The 17238-nt window shown below is 35.2% G+C and carries 16 protein-coding genes and 2 pseudogenes; 11 read left to right on the top strand and 7 right to left on the bottom strand.

The window, feature by feature from the left end; all coding sequences use genetic code 11:
- Window positions 1-131: 131 nt before the first annotated feature.
- From BK574_RS03800 to BK574_RS03810, 3 genes are all read left to right on the top strand, one after another.
- Window positions 132-1580: an IS1182 family transposase gene (locus BK574_RS03800; RefSeq protein ID WP_078427101.1), complete on the top strand. Its 1449-nt coding sequence runs from the start codon at window positions 132-134 to the stop codon at window positions 1578-1580.
- Between the two features lie 137 nt (window positions 1581-1717).
- Window positions 1718-1945 carry a hypothetical protein gene (locus tag BK574_RS03805; protein ID WP_078427577.1) on the top strand — a complete coding sequence of 76 codons (228 nt, stop codon included), beginning with the start codon at window positions 1718-1720 and terminating at the stop codon, window positions 1943-1945.
- Between the two features lie 233 nt (window positions 1946-2178).
- The gene (locus tag BK574_RS03810) at window positions 2179-2529 is read left to right on the top strand and encodes a hypothetical protein (protein ID WP_180320576.1); all 351 of its coding nucleotides are present in this window, start codon (window positions 2179-2181) and stop codon (window positions 2527-2529) included.
- Here the strand turns inward: BK574_RS03810 and BK574_RS03815 are convergent.
- A protein-coding gene (locus BK574_RS03815) for an IS3 family transposase (protein WP_142247888.1) occupies window positions 2496-3637 on the bottom strand; the annotation gives its coding sequence in 2 pieces (ribosomal slippage) (window positions 2496-3391 and window positions 3391-3637; 1143 coding nt in all). The two genes, BK574_RS03810 and BK574_RS03815, sit on opposite strands and share 34 nt — an antisense overlap.
- Before the next feature lie 97 nt (window positions 3638-3734).
- Here BK574_RS03815 and BK574_RS03820 point away from each other — a divergent pair.
- The gene (locus BK574_RS03820; RefSeq protein ID WP_078427578.1) at window positions 3735-4046 is read left to right on the top strand and encodes a hypothetical protein; all 312 of its coding nucleotides are present in this window, start codon (window positions 3735-3737) and stop codon (window positions 4044-4046) included.
- A gap of 259 nt (window positions 4047-4305) precedes the next feature.
- On the opposite strand, the gene BK574_RS03825 is transcribed toward BK574_RS03820, so the two are convergent.
- Complete coding sequence (locus tag BK574_RS03825) at window positions 4306-4992, bottom strand: hypothetical protein (RefSeq protein ID WP_078427579.1); 687 nt, start codon at window positions 4990-4992, stop codon at window positions 4306-4308.
- Window positions 4993-6296: 1304 nt separating this feature from the next.
- Here BK574_RS03825 and helD point away from each other — a divergent pair.
- Together helD and BK574_RS03835 are read left to right on the top strand one after the other, a co-directional pair.
- A pseudogene (gene helD, locus BK574_RS03830) lies at window positions 6297-7737 on the top strand (RNA polymerase recycling motor HelD); the annotation flags it as partial.
- Window positions 7737-9203: pseudogene (locus BK574_RS03835) on the top strand (phosphoenolpyruvate synthase); the annotation flags it as partial. The pseudogenes helD and BK574_RS03835, both read left to right, overlap by 1 nt.
- Before the next feature lie 112 nt (window positions 9204-9315).
- On the opposite strand, the gene BK574_RS03840 reads toward BK574_RS03835, so the two are convergent.
- Complete coding sequence (locus BK574_RS03840) at window positions 9316-9825, bottom strand: CBO0543 family protein (RefSeq protein WP_078427580.1); 510 nt, start codon at window positions 9823-9825, stop codon at window positions 9316-9318.
- Between the two features lie 249 nt (window positions 9826-10074).
- On the opposite strand from BK574_RS03840, the gene BK574_RS03845 reads away from it, so the two are divergent.
- The gene (locus BK574_RS03845; RefSeq protein ID WP_078427581.1) at window positions 10075-10329 is read left to right on the top strand and encodes a hypothetical protein; all 255 of its coding nucleotides are present in this window, start codon (window positions 10075-10077) and stop codon (window positions 10327-10329) included.
- Window positions 10330-10807: 478 nt separating this feature from the next.
- On the opposite strand, the gene BK574_RS03850 is transcribed toward BK574_RS03845, so the two are convergent.
- Genes BK574_RS03850 through BK574_RS03860 form a run of 3 tightly spaced genes read right to left on the bottom strand, consistent with a single transcriptional unit; the run spans window position 10808 to window position 12550 of the window.
- Window positions 10808-11944, bottom strand: a complete 1137-nt coding sequence (locus BK574_RS03850) for a zinc-dependent alcohol dehydrogenase (RefSeq protein ID WP_078427582.1) — start codon at window positions 11942-11944, stop codon at window positions 10808-10810.
- Window positions 11945-11968: 24 nt separating this feature from the next.
- Window positions 11969-12328 (bottom strand): spore coat protein, encoded by a 360-nt coding sequence (locus tag BK574_RS03855; protein WP_078427583.1) that lies wholly within the window; start codon window positions 12326-12328, stop codon window positions 11969-11971.
- 15 nt (window positions 12329-12343) lie between these two features.
- Entirely contained in the window at window positions 12344-12550 is a 207-nt protein-coding gene (locus BK574_RS03860; protein ID WP_035665970.1) for a hypothetical protein, read from the bottom strand.
- Window positions 12551-12718: 168 nt separating this feature from the next.
- Here BK574_RS03860 and BK574_RS03865 point away from each other — a divergent pair, with 168 nt between their 5' ends.
- Window positions 12719-12925 carry a hypothetical protein gene (locus BK574_RS03865; RefSeq protein WP_078427584.1) on the top strand — a complete coding sequence of 69 codons (207 nt, stop codon included), beginning with the start codon at window positions 12719-12721 and terminating at the stop codon, window positions 12923-12925.
- A complete protein-coding gene (locus BK574_RS03870) occupies window positions 12922-13218 on the top strand; it encodes a spore coat protein (RefSeq protein WP_078427585.1) in 297 nt (98 codons plus the stop codon). The genes BK574_RS03865 and BK574_RS03870 overlap by 4 nt, the downstream gene beginning before the upstream one ends.
- A 907-nt stretch (window positions 13219-14125) precedes the next feature.
- On the opposite strand, the gene BK574_RS03875 is transcribed toward BK574_RS03870, so the two are convergent.
- Window positions 14126-14572, bottom strand: coding sequence for a pyridoxamine 5'-phosphate oxidase family protein (locus BK574_RS03875; protein WP_078427586.1), 447 nt, complete (start codon window positions 14570-14572; stop codon window positions 14126-14128).
- 721 nt (window positions 14573-15293) lie between these two features.
- On the opposite strand from BK574_RS03875, the gene BK574_RS03880 reads away from it, so the two are divergent.
- Complete coding sequence (locus BK574_RS03880) at window positions 15294-16088, top strand: enoyl-CoA hydratase-related protein (protein WP_218970536.1); 795 nt, start codon at window positions 15294-15296, stop codon at window positions 16086-16088.
- 69 nt (window positions 16089-16157) lie between these two features.
- Entirely contained in the window at window positions 16158-17165 is a 1008-nt protein-coding gene (locus BK574_RS03885) for an NADP-dependent oxidoreductase (RefSeq protein WP_180320606.1), read from the top strand.
- Window positions 17166-17238: the final 73 nt, after the last annotated feature.

The following is a 17238-nucleotide window of genomic DNA, read 5'->3' on the forward strand; positions in this document are numbered from 1 at the left end:
CCCGCTACCTTCAAAAAGAGGCCACTGAAAAAGTACCTGAAATAATAAAAGATATAGCACCTCAATTATTTGAGAGTGCTATATCTTTTTTGCTGTATAATTAAAATATCAAATTTGAGTGGGTGGATACGATGATTCAACATCAACAAGTAAACTTAAGTCCTTATATGGCGATTTATGACATAGTAGTACCGAAGGATAATGTTTTAAGAAAAATCAATGACTTAGTCGATTTTTCTTTTGTATATGAAGAATTAGTAGATAAATATTGCCTAGATAATGGACGTAATGCGATCCATCCTATTCGCATGTTCAAATACTTATTATTAAAATGTATCCACAACGTATCAGATATTGATATTGTCGAACGCTCAAAATATGATATGTCATTCAAATATTTTTTAGATATGGCGCCAGAAGATCCAGTGATTGATCCAAGTTCCTTAACGAAGTTTCGAAAACTGCGATTAAAGGATGTAAATTTATTAGACATGCTAATCAATAAAACTGTTGAGATCGCAATCGAAAAAGAAATTATAAAAAGTAAATCTATCATTGTAGATGCTACCCATACTAAGTCTCGTTACAACCAAAAATCAGCTAAAGAAGTGCTGATTGATCGCTCTAAAAATCTAAGAAAGACCATTTATCAAATAGATGAAACAATGAAAAGTAAATTCCCAACCAAAACAACATCAGATGTATTAGAAGATCAAATTGAGTATTGTGAAAAGCTAATTAAAGTCATTGAAAAAGAAGAGACTATCTGTGAATTCCCCAAGGTGAAAGAAACATTAAACCTACTTAAAGAAACGATAGCTGATGATATTGAACATCTACAATTATCCAAAGATGAAGATGCTAAAACAGGACATAAAACATCGGACTCAGCATTTTTTGGTTATAAAACACACATTTCCTTAAGTGAAGAAAGAATTATTACTGCAGCAGTTATCACAACAGGAGAAAAGAATGACGGAAAGCAACTAGAAACCTTAATTGAAAAAAGTATGGAAGCAGGTATGGAAGTTGATACTGTGATTGGTGATGCAGCTTATTCGGAAAAAGGAAATATTGAATATACAAAAACAAACGAAATGAAGTTAGTAGCTAAACTCAACCCTGTTGTCACTCAAGGTAATCGAAAAAAAGAAGATGAATTTGAGTTTAATAAAGATGCTGGTATGTATGTTTGTAAGGCTGGACACATGGCTATCAGGAAAGCACGAACTGGAAAAAAAGGTGTAGCGAAAAACCAAAAACACACATATTACTTTGATATAGAAAAATGTAAGGTGTGTCCATTAAAAGATGGCTGTTATAAGGAAGGAGCAAAAGCCAAAACATATTCTGTTACAATTAAATCGGATGTACACACAGAACAAATAGCTTTTCAAGAAAGTGATTACTTTAAAGAAAAATCCTCAGAGCGTTATAAAATAGAAGCAAAAAATAGTGAATTAAAACACCGGCACGGGTATGATGTAGCGTCATCTTCGGGTCTCGTTGGCATGGAGATTCAGGGAGCCATGGCTATGTTTACGGTGAATTTGAAAAGAATTCTGAAGTTAATTGGATAACTATAGTATGGGATTGACTTAAATTATAAGCAAAAAGAGACACCCTTATCCATTTAATGGATATAGGAACGTCTCTTTTTTGTGTGTTTATTCTTTCATCTTGAAAAACGGAAGTTTTTCAGTGGCCTCCTTCAAAAATGAGCGGGTTTTTAGTTTTGAGCATATATAGATTCCAAAATCAGCAATTCATTGAAACGAATGTTTTTTCCTTTCAGGTTGCAAAAGATAATGACTTGGTAGTGGCTAAAGAGTGTGAAGGAATAGCCTTAAAATATCTAATGCTTATGTTCAAAAAGAAAGGAAAAAAAAAAGCAGCGCCATTTGTTGTGCAGTACAACGATACTCGTAAAGTATTAACCATCTAAGTGACGATTGTATTCAAACTAATCGTCTTTTCGTATTTGACGGATCTGTGCAACAAATAACTTCTTATAGTAAAGAAGTAACTTTATATTTATAGTCGTTTGTTTTTAACAAACAGGCCAGATTGTCGAATAGGCTATGGGATATTATGATAAAATTATAGGATCAATTCTTAGAAATGTACTCATCCTAATGTGATAAAACAATTAATAAATTTGATAAATGAGGTATAATCATGTCAGTAATAAGCCTGTTAGCTTCTCAGTTAGGTCAGAGTGATGAAGTGCCGAATATTGAGCTAGCGCATAAGTTGGCTAAAGAAAAAAATCATGCAGGCATTGAAGAAATAATTGAAAACCTCTCTTGCAAGGATAAAAAGATTCAACACGATTGTATTAAGGTAGCGTATGAAATTGGACAAGTTAAACCAGAACTTATAGGTATGTATGCACTCAATTTTATAGAGTTACTAAAAGTCCACAATAACCGCTTGGTTTGGGGTGGAATGATGGCATTATCTACGATAGCTGAGGTTGGTATGTCAACACTAAATCAAACAATTTTTTTAGGGGCTAAGTTTCGATAACTTGCTGGACTTTGATACCCCAGGGCACTGTGCGAACGGATGTTATTGTACCAATTGATATAATCAAACAGTTCAAGTTCTAGGTGGTTAAGGGAATGGAACTGCTCCCCATTAATTAGTTCTGTTTTTAGAATCTTAAATGTCGCTTCTGCCACTGCATTATCATAAGGGTTTCCTTTATCGCTCAATGAACGTTCAATCTCATTTTCACTTAATAATTCATCAATAGCTACGTTTTTAAACTCAGATCCGCGATCTGTATGAAAGAGTTTTACATTCTCTAATGGCCGATTAACCGTTGCGAAGGCGCGTTGAACTAAAGCTGCGTCTTTGCGTTTTCCAACGCTATAACCAACTATTTCTCTATTATATAAATCAATTAAAAAACAGACGTAGCTCCAATAATGTCCTACTTTGACGTACGTTAAATCACTAACCAGTACGGACATTTCTTCATTCACTTGGAATTCCTGATCTAATATGTTTCGAACGGATTCTTCATTTGGCTGAGAGCTCATTGGTTTGTAGGAAGGTTGTGCATACTTCGATTGGATTCCGAGCTCTTTCATCAACCTTCCTATGCGACGTCTGGAAACCTTGTGACCCGCTTTTAAAAGCTCTCGTTTTATTTTACGAGTTCCATATACTTTACGGTTTTCATTAAAGATTTTTAGTATTTTTTCTTTTAATTCTTGTTCTTCTGTAGCCTTTTCCTTTTCTTTTTGAGCAGCTACTTCTGTTTCATAATAAAAGGTGCTTCGAGCTATTTGTAGGACTTTGCACATTGCTGATACCGAATAGAAGTGCCGATTTTTCTCAATGACTTCTATTTTCGCCCCATGATCAGCGCGGCTTGCTTTAAAATATCGACTTCCATTTCTAGCTGTTTATTTCTTTTTCTTAACTCAATCAATTCTTGTTCCTCTGGACTTCGATTGTCTTTCTCTTTGAAGGAACCAGACTGTTGAAACTGAGTAATCCACCTGTCTAAAGCAGACGGAGTTAATTCATATTCACGGACAATATCTTGACGACTTTTTCCACCTTCATATAAAGCAACCACTTGCTTCTTGAATTCTGTGGTAAACGTTCTTCTTTTTTTGGACATAGTAGATTCGCTCCTCACTCGTTATATGTTATTCTACTAGCCCTTATTTTTATTGTCCAACTAAGTGTAGCCTATCCAGGTAGCATCAGAAACCATTATGGAGCATCTTGACACATTAAAAAGTGCCATGAAAATAGGGTCGGTTATTACCATTGATAAAGGTGTCCTAACTCTTGCGAAGTTAGCAGCCGTTAGTAAGGAAAACAATGATGCGATTTTTCCATTCTTGCTCAATCATCTTGAGAATTGCAGAACAAAGGAAATTCCTCAGCACTCTGAAACCACGCTTTTAGCTGTAACTGATGAAAATAAAGAGGAATTTTTGAATGTGTTACGAAAAAGAGAAACATACCTAACAGCCCCTCAACTAAAAAGAGTGAAAAAAATCTATAATACATTAAAAGCTTAATTGAATTATTTTTGAGGTGATAATATAAAAGAATATATAAATTGGAGAGGTGAAAATAGTCATTACAAGGAGAATGGCTGAGCAAATGCTAGCAGAACTTGGGACGAACATAAAAGAACAATTTCCTGCAGCACCAAAAATGTGCTCATGGAGCTGAAAAAAATAAATCACCTCTTTTTAAAAGGGGTGATTTCCAATTGTTTGACATGCTCTTACATATAAAATTAAATGCCTATACATTGGTTTCATCAAACAGATATTAAGGGACTTTTCTTAACAACAGTTCAAGACTGGCCCAAATCAACCAAACAACAAAATAGATAGATGAAAAGTACCAGAGAACATGTGAAAATGGTATTGAAATAAACGGTTCCCACATTGTTAGGAAAAAATTTAATGCAACCGCTGCAGCTACTACAAGAGTCACCCAAGAAAAGGCTTTAGAAAATCCGTTGGATCGTAAAGAGCCTAATCCTGTTGTAATTAGCCAACCTGCAAAAAATGATAAACTTGCCATATTGAGAACAAAAATCATATCAAATGTTAAACGAGAAAACTGATGAGAAACCTCTTGATCCCAAACGACAGCATTTTGATAAATATGAAACCATTCTGCAACGACCCCAAAAATAATTAATAATATTGTCATCCACCCAAAACGTACACTTAACGAAGCTAACTGTGGTGTACTTTCTTTCAAGCGATCTTTAATTCCTTGCAATAGTACACCATAAAACAAAACAGCTAAAATCATTAATGGAGAAAAGAATAAGAGAAATTGATGATCAATCGCCCATTGAACGAGAGAAGCTGGGGATAAATCAGTAAGTCCTTTTACCCAAATTAATTGCACAATAAGGATTAATATTAAAGTCGCACTTGCTATTAAACCAAAAATAGCACCTGTTTTTTGTACATTACTTTTATGAGGTATTTTGCTCTCCAATTTACAAAGCCTCCTTTCATCTACATTTTTTTATTTTTGTAAGATCTCCTTTCCTTTTTTATACAATGATAATTTATTATGAAATTTCTATCTTTAGAACTACATTCATAGCTCTTAAATTCTTTTCTGGAGGGGCCAATAGCAATAGACTAATCCAAGAAGGGAAAATACTCTTTTATTAAAGATAAGAAAAAATAAAATTTTTTTCCATGCTAGCTGTCAAGCTCAAGTGCCTACTCGCTCGAGGTCAAGGAGCTTGCGCTTTTCTTATAGGATTATGGGGAGAAGCAAGGGGACGGGAAGGATCTCTTGCTTCTTTAGGTGCGCTAAACAAGAATGAAGTACAAGAACCGACCCTGTGCACTTCACAGACACCGTCCATCTCGACAAAATTCGGGTTGTCACAGTGATGACTTTTAAAAAACACTCATAAACGTTGATTTATCAACATTTATGAGTGTTTTTTGTTTTTTGAGAAAAAGTTTGAAAATGTAGGTCTTCAAATCATTTTACACATTTTTTACACAGCGATTCTGTTATGGAAATGGTTATTTCTGGGGGTTATATGATAAATAAGTAGTTCAAATTAGCTAGTTTTTTGTGTAATCGGGCTAGGTTTGAGAAGACACTTATAAAGAATTTATTAAAGTATAATATAAAATGTGAAGAAATGTACTTAAAGTAACGATCAAAATGTGGATAAGAATATTGTCACTCCTTAATACGTAGTAGACGATTACTGTGCAGCAAGCAATTTCGTTTATGAAAGAATGTACTTTATTAAAGAGGTTTTATTTATCGGAGGTAGGTATTCAACAATTGCACCCATATTGTGGAGCAACAAACCTTTAAAGAAAATGGATACCTATGTTTCAGTTTATCAGAGTATGTAGATCCATTTACAGGACAATAAATGAAAAGAAAGAGAAAGAAAAAATAAAGAAGAGGCATTTGAGGTCTGGCTAGTAAAAATGGCGAACCATTCAGAAGCCTTCAGGGTTTGGTCAGTAACAAAGGCTTCCAACCACAAAACAAACCATCCGTTATCGCGGGTGGTTTTGATTTTAAAAGAGATTTAGACATGAGTGATAAAGCGGTGAAGCAATTTTTATAAAAAGAATCGTGAAACTTTAATCATACAAATTCGACTAAAATATATTGAAAAGAATGAGATCCTATGGTAAATTATATAAGTATGTATTGTTTATTTTAATTTTAAGCGTAGTATTCCTATCAAAACTATACACCACTATCTGTTTGTTAGTCAACCTTTTTATCAAATTTTTTTATGAGGAGTGCTTGCCATGAATTCGAAGCTTCAGCACGAGCAAAAAAGAGTAGACTATGTAATGGAAACAATTACAGAGGAAATCCACAGATTGGAAGAAGAAACTTTCAGGCGAAAGAAAGAAGTGGTTCAGATCCGCAAACACTTTTGGAATGAAGTCAAGGTGAATACGGATACCTTTGATGATTACCTTGAGACCATTATTGGCTTGCGACAAGAAGCTCAAGCTCTCTCAGTAAGCCAGAGCACCCATAGATATGCATCTAACCGTTTATCTAGGCTGCGCAGAATGCAAGAGGTTCCTTACTTTGGACGGATAGATTTTGTCGAGGAAGGTGATTCAAATGAGGAGAAATTCTATATTGGTATCTCCTCACTTAAGGATGCTAGTGGAGAAAATTTCTTGATCTACGACTGGAGGGCTCCTGTCTCGAGTGTCTACTACGATTATCAGCCTGGGGCCGGCAAAGTATGAAACACCGAGAGGTACAATTGAAGGTTTATTGGATAAAAAGTGGCAATATCTGATCCGCAGCGGAATTCTTCAATCCATGTTCGATACGAGTCTCACCATTGGAGACGAGATTTTACAACAGGTTCTGGGCAAAGGCACCGACAAACAGATCCACAATATAGTAGCGACCATTTAACAGGAGCAAAACCGGATTATTCGTCATGACCGTGGGAGACTGCTGATTGTTCACGGTGCAGCAGGCAGTGGCAAGACATCAGCCACCCTGCAACGAATTGCTTATTTGCTCTACAAATATCGAGATCGGCTTAATGCTGATCAAATCATTCTTTTTTCGCCTAATTCGATGTTTAGCAGTTACGTGTCCAATGTGCTAGCAGAACTTGGTGAAGAGAATATGCAACAGGTAACATTTCAGGAATACTTGAATCATCGTCTGAGTAAAGAGTTTCAAGTTGAAAATCCATACGAGCAATTGGAGTATGTTTTAACTCAGGCGAATACTCCTTCGTACAGATCGAGACTTGAAAGTACCCGTTTTAAAGCTTCTACCCGATTTTTTGAGGCGATCCAATCATATAGAAAGTCACTGGAATTATCAGGAATGCAATTTCAGGACATTACCTTCAGAAGGAAGCCAATTGTAACTGCTCAACAAATAGCAGAAAAGTTTTACAGTCATGATACTTCACTCCGCTTTCATAATAGAGTTGAAAAATTGATAGAATGGCTATTTAAAGTAATAAAAGAGGTTCAAAGGGTAGAATGGAAAAAGTCGTGGGTACAGGAGGAAATCGAGCTGCTTAGCAACGATGAGTACCATAAGGCGCATCGTTACTTAGCAGAAAAACGAGGCTATAAAAGAGAAGCGATTGCTGACTATGAGATGGAGCCAAAAGCGCTTGCCCAATTGATTGTTCATCAAAAATTGAAGCCGTTACGAAAACGAATCCGAGCGTTTCGTTTCATTGATTTTAAGGCGATAATACCTTGGGTAAATCTGATCCGCTCATAAAAGACGCGTTGATGACCATTATAGAGCGTGAAGGCTTTATAAAAGAGTTACCAAATAATAAAAAGGAGACAAGCTCCAATAAGAGCAATAACGGTACGTCACGTTCAGGTTTTCAAGCACAAATCGAAGAAGATCCGACAGTCGTTTCTGATTTGATTAAGAGTAGTCAAGCATCAATAGAAGAGTTAAAACATAACATCCAAACGAAATCAGGATCAGATTTATTTGATTTTATTTTAGAAGATATCCAGCAATTAAAGAAGAGGTTATTTGACCCACAAAGTTTGAGTGTGATTACGGCTGCTATGGATGCTTCAACATGGATCAATGAAAAAATGAACAAGTGGTTAGGTGAAAAAAACGTAGCAGACACGCTTTCTCAATCTATACCCAACAATATTACTTCAGAAATGGGTCTGGAGCTATTGGATGTTGCAGATGTGATTCGACCTTATCCAGAAGTAATTAAATATTTACAGCATGTAAAAGATGATAACTTTTTGGATGAATTAGTTAAGTTTGAGGGTGGACGGGAAACACAAGACGCAATAATAGCTTATCTCAACAAATATGGCATGAGATGTGCTGGAGAAATCGATATAACTAAAACTCGTTGGTGTGAAAAACCAACTACTCTTGTTCCTACGATTCTCAATCACATAAAAGAATCTGAGCCCGGTTCAGGCAATCGGAAATTTGAACAAGGTCGACAGGAAGCTCTGAAAAAAGAACAAGAGATATTAGATCGATTGAAGCAATTACCAGATGGTGAACAAAAAGCCAAAGAAACAAAACGAATGATCGACCTAATTCGGAATTTCATTGGTTATCGTGAATACCCAAAATACGGCATGGTTAATCGCTACTTCGTCTATAAGCAGGCTTTACTGAAAGAAGCCGAACAACTTGTACAGACATGCGTTATTCATGAAAAAGAAGATATATATTATCTCGCTTTTGAAGAACTTCGCGAAGTTGTACGCACAAAAAAACTTGACTACCAGATCATCAGCAAACGTAAAGACGAGTACAAATTATATGAAAAACTAACTCCCCCACGTGTTATCACCTCTGATGGTGAAATCATTATGGGTAAGTACAAACGAGAAAATCTCCCAGCCGAAGCGATTGTAGGCCTGCCTGTTTCATCTGGAGTAATAGAGGGACGAGCACGAGTCATCTTAAATATGGAAGAGGCTGATCTAGAAAATGGAGATATATTAGTTACCTACTTTACAGACCCTGGCTGGACACCATTATTTGTATCCATAAAAGGACTAGTTACCGAAGTTGGTGGATTGATGACCCATGGAGCAGTGATCGCACGTGAATATGGCCTACCAGCAGTTGTCGGAGTGGATCATGCTACCAAACTGATAAAAGATGGACAACGAATACGCGTGCATGGAACAGAAGGGTATACCGAAATATTATAATTGAAAATGAGGAGACTCATTAACATCAAGGTATTCATTTGTTGCGCAGTAGACTCATATTGTGCAACAAAAAAGAGTAGGAAATTTTAAAAATTTACGTCTACTCCTTTGATTATTTAAAAATATTGTAGGAAATTCTTTTGTTATTAGATCTATCTTTATAAAACCATCTGTGGTAAATGCGTGATACATAATAAGTTAACCACATTGTAATAAAGCTCCAATACCATTTCCAATTGTTATACTTAATTAGATTAGTGTATTTAACAGCAAATATTTCGAAACATATAATTATTGATGTATGGATAAAGTAATAAATTAGTTTTGCAACGTTATTACTCTTTTCTGGATAATATAAATTGAATAATGAGCATAACGCAGGATAAACAAAGTATTCAAATGTAAAGCTAGCTTTGTTTGCTTTTTTAAAGAATAGACGATTAGGATAAGAAATTAGATTTTTTTCAACTACAAGTAAACCGAAAAGCCATGTAATGACTTGTTTAAATAAAAAAGATATATGGGCTTCCCGTATTCTGTTTTTAGGAACATACTTAAATAATAGTAGCGACGTAATTATCCAAGCTGATAATTCAATTGTTTTATCTAATTTATTATTCATAAGTATTTCACCTCCTTGGATATAGGTTGGCAAAACTCTAAATTTTTATGTGAAATTAATAAATTTTTATTGCACATTACAACGATACTAGCTTATACACAACCATTAAGAGACGATAACCCCAAAAGTAATCGTCTTTTTCTTATTTAAAGGACAAAAAAGCGTTCCATACTCACAGTCAGTTGGTATTTTTGCTCTTTGTATAGGTAATCCTTAGTTACTAATAAGAACTAGGGAGAGTTGATTATTATGAATCTAGGTGAGAAAGTATTATCAAATTTAGTTGCTGCTTTAAAAGATTTGTATCCTAATATTGAAGTGAAAAGTACAAAGAATAAATTATCTACTGTTCTATCAGAGTATTATATCCAAAGAATTGAGTTAGGTGAGGTACATCCTGACCTTGAGGAAAAAATACAATTTGTTCATCTCGGCAAAAAAACTAGAAGGTTTAAGTTCTATTACTCTAGACAACTACCTCATGGAATTAAGTTTGTTTGCTGATATCGTAAAAAAGAAGGCTGAGGATATAGCTACAGCAGATGTTAGAATGTATTTAAGTCAAGATGGGACCTTGAAAATGAGTAAATTAGAAAAAAACTATCTGTTTTAAAGAGTTTTTTTAATTGGTTAGTTTCAGAAGAGTATATTAAATGTGATCCAACTACCAAATTAAAAGCTCCAAAAGATGAATACCGCCTTCCAAAATCATTATCAATTGAAGAACTAGAAATGTTAAGAGAATCCTGCGATACAGTAGCGAAGTTCAAATAAAAAAGGGGAGTATAGACGAGGTATTCACCATCGTCTCTTACTCCCTTAACTATTGAATTTATTTTTATAATAAAGAAAATCAACCCTTTGTTTAGTATTCATTAACGTAGCTAATATTGCTGTATAAACACTCGTTAAGAGTATTGTGAATATTCCTAATAAATTGTTTTTTGTGATCATGACTGAACCTCTCTTTTACATAATACTTTTATGGTTTTAAGACAACTTTAATACAATTATCCATTTTCGTGTCAAAAATCTCATACCCATGCTTCGCCTGGTCTAGAGGCAAAATATGTGTAACAACATCCCCGGGGTCTACTTTCCCGGATGCAATTAAGTCATGTAAGTATGGCATATAGTGAATTACAGGTGCTTGACCTGTTCTAATATTTACATTGCGTTGGAAAATATCTCCTAATGGAAAACCGTTATACCTAGATGAGTAAACACCTGTGATTTGAATGTTTCCACCTTTTCGTACAGCTTGACTCGCCATGACCAGTCCACTCATTGCACCACCGTGCAGCTTTAACCCAGAGGCTAAAAATTCAATGTCGGTCATCTTTCCACTCATTCCAACACAATCGATGACTACATCTGCTCCACCATTAGTTAAATCGTGTAAATAGGAACCGACGTTTTCGTAATCCTCAAAATTGACCACTTCAACATTATTCGTACGCTTAGCGTGTTCTAAACGATAGCCTACGTAATCAACAGCAATAACTCGCTTTGCCCCTTTTAGCCAAGCGAACTTTTGGGCCAAAAGTCCAACTGGTCCGCAGCCGAGAATGATTACGGTGTCTCCTTCTTTCATCCTGGAATTATCAACACTCCAATATGCTGTTGAACAAGCATCGGCAAGTAACACTAATTTCTCATCTTCTACTTCACTATCCTCAGGAATCTTAAATGGGGTAAAATTCCCATATGGTACACGCATATATTCAGCTTGTCCCCCAGGATAACCACCCGCTGTTCCTGAATAGCCGAAATAAGCTCCCATCTCACCGTTATCATTTGCAGTGTCACATTGGCTTTCTAGATCATGCTCACAGAACCAGCATTTACCGCAGCTTACATTAAACGGGATAATAACACGGTCACCTTTCTTTAACTTTGTAACTTCAGGACCGACTTCTTCCACAACCCCCATTGGTTCATGTCCAATAATATAATCTTCTTGTAAATTCGGTATCATTCCATGTATTAAGTGCAAATCAGATCCACAAATGGCTGTATGTGTTAATTTGACAATGATATCATCAGGTTTTTGGATACTTGGTGCCTTTACATCTTTTACGATAATATTTTTAACACCTTGAAAGGTAACTGCTTTCATGAGTAATCCTCCATTATTTCATAATCACTGTGGCGGGGTAGGGAATAATCCTTTACGATTTGTATTACCTGGGAAGAGATTAAGACCGGCAATATCCACTGCTGTTTGCGCGGCTTGAAGGTCCAATTTCTTTTGTTCAGATATGTTATAAGGATGGAACCACTTTTTCTTCATCATCAGTTTCGATACTTCTTCGTGGTAATCAATCGCTAATTCCATTTGATTACGTAATGTCATTCTAAGCTCTGCGCTCGCAGCTTCCGTCAAGGCAATAGCATAATTTCTAACTGCTTCTTTTGCTGTTAATAATAAATCAAGCGCGATTCCTGAATCCGCTTGCTCGGGCATCCCAACCGAGTTAATTGGATCTAAATAATCATTCACTTTCTATCACCTCACTTAATGAGTTTTTGCCTGTTGATAAAGGGCTTGGAGTTCTTGTATATCTTTTATTGATTGTTGAACGTTTTTTTCCATCATCGCTTTGAGATCTTGATCAAATACGATCCCTTGCATCATTTTTGATTTAAGTAAGCCGACGGTTTTAAAATTTAATAACTCGTGTGTCTCCATTGTTTCATGATAAGCAAGATTTCCTGGTTGCATGATTTCACCTCCTGTTTTGACAAAGTATATTTTATCTCTAAAGGTTCGGAATATCCGGATATATAAAAAAATTTTCTGTCACCATAAGTCGATCTTAATTTTTGAATAATAAAAATAAAAATACGTAACATAATTGAGCAAAAGCCTTTTAACATTAGGAGTGAGAAGATGACTACAAAGTATGCGCTTCATGAAACTTTAGAATTACATGAATTACTAACCTTTAAGAACCTTTGTTTGACGAAGTCGTCAACAATGAGTAGCTTGGTTGAGTGTGAAGAATTAAAAGCAATTTTAACAATGGATGTCACAACAGGAAAGCAACATGTACAACAATTACAAGGATTACTGCAAAATGGGGGTCCTAATCTGTGACGAATTTGCTGCAAAATATGGCTGGAATGGCTGCAATGACGGATCAAGTGATTGCTACCGATTTCTTAATTTCTGCAAAAGCAGGGGTCAGAAATACAACGTTTGCTTTAACGGAAGCAACCACCCCTGAAATAAGAACTGCATTGCGTAAACAATTAAACGACGCGATTGAGGCGCATGAAAAAATATATCAATACTTGATATCTAGAGGATATTATCATCCTAGCGATTTAAAAGAGCAGTTAAAGGTAGACCTAAATGCTTCTGAGATTGCAATGAATTTATCAAATTAATGTTGTATGGAGAACTTAAATGGTTCTCCTTTTTGGTATTATAAGAAGGCTATTTAAAACAGCCTTATCTTAGTTACATAACAGGAAGCAATTGATTTAAGAATAAATTAGTCTCGTTTCTTTTACATTTTTAAGTTACAGAGTTTTGTTTCTCATTATTATTACTGGAAGGATTTCTTATTACCAGTTGATACTATTTGTTTAAAATTAGGGGAATTAGTTGGAAATATGCACTTATGAAGAAAGAGTAAACCTTTGGGATTTTTATACCATTTGGGATATGGACTTTTTTGTGATTGCGGTAAAGTATATAAGAATGAAATAAAATGGATACGTTCATATTTCTTGGTGATCCTTACGTTTCTTGCAATGGATTAACAAAACTGTATTGTATCCGAACAATACCTGCCCACAAGTAATTCTATCAAGCTATTGGTAGTATGAAAGCTGCAAATGATGCATGCCATTATTTAGGATTGAGAAAGCTTACATTTAAAATATCTGCCATTTAGTTGAACAAGGCTGAAATTTATACATGACCTTTTGCTGCGCAGTTCAACCATACTGTTAAAAAATTACGGAGACGATTACGTTTATTAAGTAATCGTCTCTATTTCGTATATCAACCAAACTATTCCATAGATTTTCAATAATCGGACGCTTTAATTGAATAGTGAGCAAATGTAAGCCCAGAAACTGTGCTAGAGAAAAAGGGAGAAGGTTCTTTATGGAAACGGAGTACCATCTACTATTCTAATTCAATCAATTGGCTTGGCGACGTACGATCGATATCAAAAACAACATCTCGCATTATGACAAGGTTTTCAATAGATAAAAAGAACAGTCATACAAACTGAAGGTTTTCCCTTCGTTTGTATGACTGTCTTCATTTCGAATAATACTTGGATCATTGTTTTAACTTTTCGTAAATTTCACTATCTAATTGTTTAGCAAGCTCCATATCGTATGTTTTTTCATAGGACGGAACACTCGTAATTTTACCACCATAAAACATAATATCATTAACTGCTTCAGCATCAACTGTTACTACTCTAAACTTCATCTTTCCTTTATAAATTTCTGAAACCTCACCTGTCCCACTTATTTCATAACTACTGTCTGGACCGATTACATTTAAAAGCACATTAGGATTTTCCATAATATTTTCAGCGCTAGATGCATTATGACCAACTGCAAATTTAATGGTTCGTTGATCCTCTTTGGCAATCAACCACGAAATTGTACTACATGTCGGTTTATTCGTTTCCTTATCAATCGTTACTAATGTAACAATTCGCTCACCTTGTAAAAAGTTAATTAATTCTGAACTAAGTATAGCGTTTTCATTTGACATAATACTCCTCCTAATCGTTATTTTTAGAATGGGCAAGATGCTGCTCACATTCGTATGCCAGCCTACATACCTTTACATCGTAAATCATAATCAATGTTGGTAGTCATTAATAGATTGGTTCCTTCATTAAAGACAACAATAGCAAAACCTAGGGTATTTATTACCTAAGACAAGGCCATATTGTATCCAATTATATGAATTATACGAACTGATGTCAAATTAAAATAGAAAAATTTAGAATTATAAAACAATTAAACTAGCAGATTAGTGCCTATTCGTTAAATTTATAAAAGTGTTGTTAATTCTCGGAAACATAATGGGATTAATCCACTCGAAACGAATAGACAGGATATGAGTTAAACTGGTGGGGCTATTTTAGTAGTGTTTCTAATTTCAAGTGTTTCAATTATGAAATACATCTTTTTAAATTTAAGACATTGATTACTGAAAAAAAGTGAAGATAAACTCTTAATAACATCTATAAGAGAAGATACTATAAGGATTTATAAGATTTATAATTTTTTGGCACGAAAAATGCATAGTTAACAATATAGGAACAATCAATCGGCTTTCGTCGTTAGATACTAAAAAGTGAAAGGAGTAGGACGGGGTACTATTCTTAAAGGTTTGAGAAAACGTTGTGATGTAGTGGAGTTTATTAACAAGGGGAATGGATTACACCATTAAAACAGTGGTAGATAAATTATGAAGGGTGATCATGATGTCAGAAAAACATGTTTTAATTGAAAAAAAAGGAAAAATAGCTTACTTAATTTTAAATAGACCTGATAAATTGAATGCTTTAAGTATGGAATTGTTTCATGATTTTGACATGGCTTTGGATGAAATTGAAGCTGATAATGAAATTAGTGTTGTAATCATTAAAGGAAGTGGAAAAGCTTTTTGTGTAGGTTATGATGTAGGTTCGTATGAATTACCTAGTGTTACTGAAGATAGAGATTATCTTGAGGTATGTACGAGACGTTGGATTAGATTATGGGAATTTCCAAAGCCAGTGATTGCACAGGTTCATGGACACGCGCTTGCAGGTGGAACACAGCTCCTTGCATGCTGTGATATAGTAATCACGGACAAAAATGCTAAATTTGGTTTTCCTTCTTTACCATTAGGTGGGGGTTTTGTTGGAATCTATTGGGGTTGGCATGTTGGACCACAAAGAGCAAAACTACTAGATCTTACTGCAGGTAGTAGAATTAGTGGAGAAGAGGCAACGGAATACGGAATTGCGGCCAAGTGTTTCGATGGAGAAATCTTAGAAGAGGAGACCTTAAAAATTGCTCGTGGGATAGCAAAAACTCCTAGAGATGTTCTTAAGCTCAAAAAAATGGCCCATAATCGCATTATGGATTTACAAGGATTCCGTACAGGGATAATGTACGGTCCAGAACAAGATGCTATTATCCATACAGCAGATGGTATTAAGCTGATGTATCAAAAAATCAATGAACTTGGACTAAAAGGTGCCATTCAGTGGTTTAATGATCAGGAAGTCTAAAGGAGTTTTCACAAAAGTGAGCTAGAACGGCTAAAGAATAAATATTTAGATTGAGGTGCTAGGTTTTTGATGAAGATAAATAAGCAAATCTTGTTAGCAAAGCGACCAGAAAGTGTACCTGATGCATCTACTTTTAAAATGGTAGAATCACAAATGCCTGTTCCAAAGGAAAACGAAGTTCTCGTTCGAACCCATTATTTATCTGTAGATCCATATATGCGAGGAAGAATGAAAAATATAAAGTCTTATGCTGAGCCATTCCAAATTGGTAAACCACTTACAGGTGATAGTATTGGGGAAGTCATTTTGTCAAAACATCCCGACTTTAGCATAGGTGAGATGGTAATAGGGACGTTCGACTGGGCAGAATATTCTTTAAGAGATGGATCGGAATTAAGTAAAATTAACCTAAATGAGGCTCCAATTACGACCCATTTGCATGTAACAGGAATGACTGGTTTAACAGCATACTTTGGTTTACTTGACATTGGAAAACCAAAACCTGGTGAGACGGTTGTGGTTTCAGGCGCAGCGGGTGCTGTTGGTATGGTTGTAGGTCAAATAGCAAAGATAAAGGGTTGTAGAGTGGTAGGGATTGCTGGTTCCGATGAAAAATTGAAATATTTAAAGGACGAACTTGGTTTTGACGATATAATGAATTATAAAAAGGTTCAAGATATCTATCAAGAACTTGATCGATTATGTCCAAATGGAATCGATGTTTATTATGATAACGTCGGTGGAGAGATAACAGATGCTGCGATTTCTTTACTAAACTTTCATGGAAGAGTTCCGTTATGTGGACAAATTTCGATGTTAAATTCAGAAAATAGCGAAAAAGGGCCCCGCTTGTTTACGCACGTCATTAGGAGGAGCATTCTTCTCAAAGGTTTTATTTACAGTGACTATCAAGATCGGTTTGAAGAAGGAAGGCAAGCCTTGGCGGAGTGGCTGATGGAAGGGAAAATTAAATACAAAGAAACGATTGTGGAAGGTCTAGAAAATGCTCCAGATGCTTTATTAGGACTTTTCCGTGGTGATAATCTTGGAAAACAACTGGTGAGGTTAGGAGAATAATAATTCCATTGAAAGTTATGTAAAGGCTTACAAAACTATGAACTTACAATAACTGCGCAAAGAGGAGGAGAAA

It is taken from the genome of Alkalihalobacterium alkalinitrilicum (assembly GCF_002019605.1).
Lineage (GTDB): Bacteria > Bacillota > Bacilli > Bacillales > Bacillaceae_F > Alkalihalobacterium > Alkalihalobacterium alkalinitrilicum.

What these genes read in the sequence shown, in the direction of transcription:
- BK574_RS03800 (WP_078427101.1), top strand. Translation starts at nt 132, where the DNA reads ATGATTCAACATCAACAAGTAAACTTAAGTCCTTATATGGCGATTTAT.
- BK574_RS03805 (WP_078427577.1), top strand. Translation starts at nt 1,718, where the DNA reads ATGAGCGGGTTTTTAGTTTTGAGCATATATAGATTCCAAAATCAGCAA.
- BK574_RS03810 (WP_180320576.1), top strand. Translation starts at nt 2,179, where the DNA reads ATGTCAGTAATAAGCCTGTTAGCTTCTCAGTTAGGTCAGAGTGATGAA.
- BK574_RS03820 (WP_078427578.1), top strand. Translation starts at nt 3,735, where the DNA reads ATGGAGCATCTTGACACATTAAAAAGTGCCATGAAAATAGGGTCGGTT.
- BK574_RS03840 (WP_078427580.1), bottom strand. Translation starts at nt 9,825, where the DNA reads ATGAATAATAAATTAGATAAAACAATTGAATTATCAGCTTGGATAATT.
- BK574_RS03845 (WP_078427581.1), top strand. Translation starts at nt 10,075, where the DNA reads ATGAATCTAGGTGAGAAAGTATTATCAAATTTAGTTGCTGCTTTAAAA.
- BK574_RS03850 (WP_078427582.1), bottom strand. Translation starts at nt 11,944, where the DNA reads ATGAAAGCAGTTACCTTTCAAGGTGTTAAAAATATTATCGTAAAAGAT.
- BK574_RS03860 (WP_035665970.1), bottom strand. Translation starts at nt 12,550, where the DNA reads ATGCAACCAGGAAATCTTGCTTATCATGAAACAATGGAGACACACGAG.
- BK574_RS03865 (WP_078427584.1), top strand. Translation starts at nt 12,719, where the DNA reads ATGACTACAAAGTATGCGCTTCATGAAACTTTAGAATTACATGAATTA.
- BK574_RS03875 (WP_078427586.1), bottom strand. Translation starts at nt 14,572, where the DNA reads ATGTCAAATGAAAACGCTATACTTAGTTCAGAATTAATTAACTTTTTA.
- BK574_RS03880 (WP_218970536.1), top strand. Translation starts at nt 15,294, where the DNA reads ATGTCAGAAAAACATGTTTTAATTGAAAAAAAAGGAAAAATAGCTTAC.
- BK574_RS03885 (WP_180320606.1), top strand. Translation starts at nt 16,158, where the DNA reads ATGAAGATAAATAAGCAAATCTTGTTAGCAAAGCGACCAGAAAGTGTA.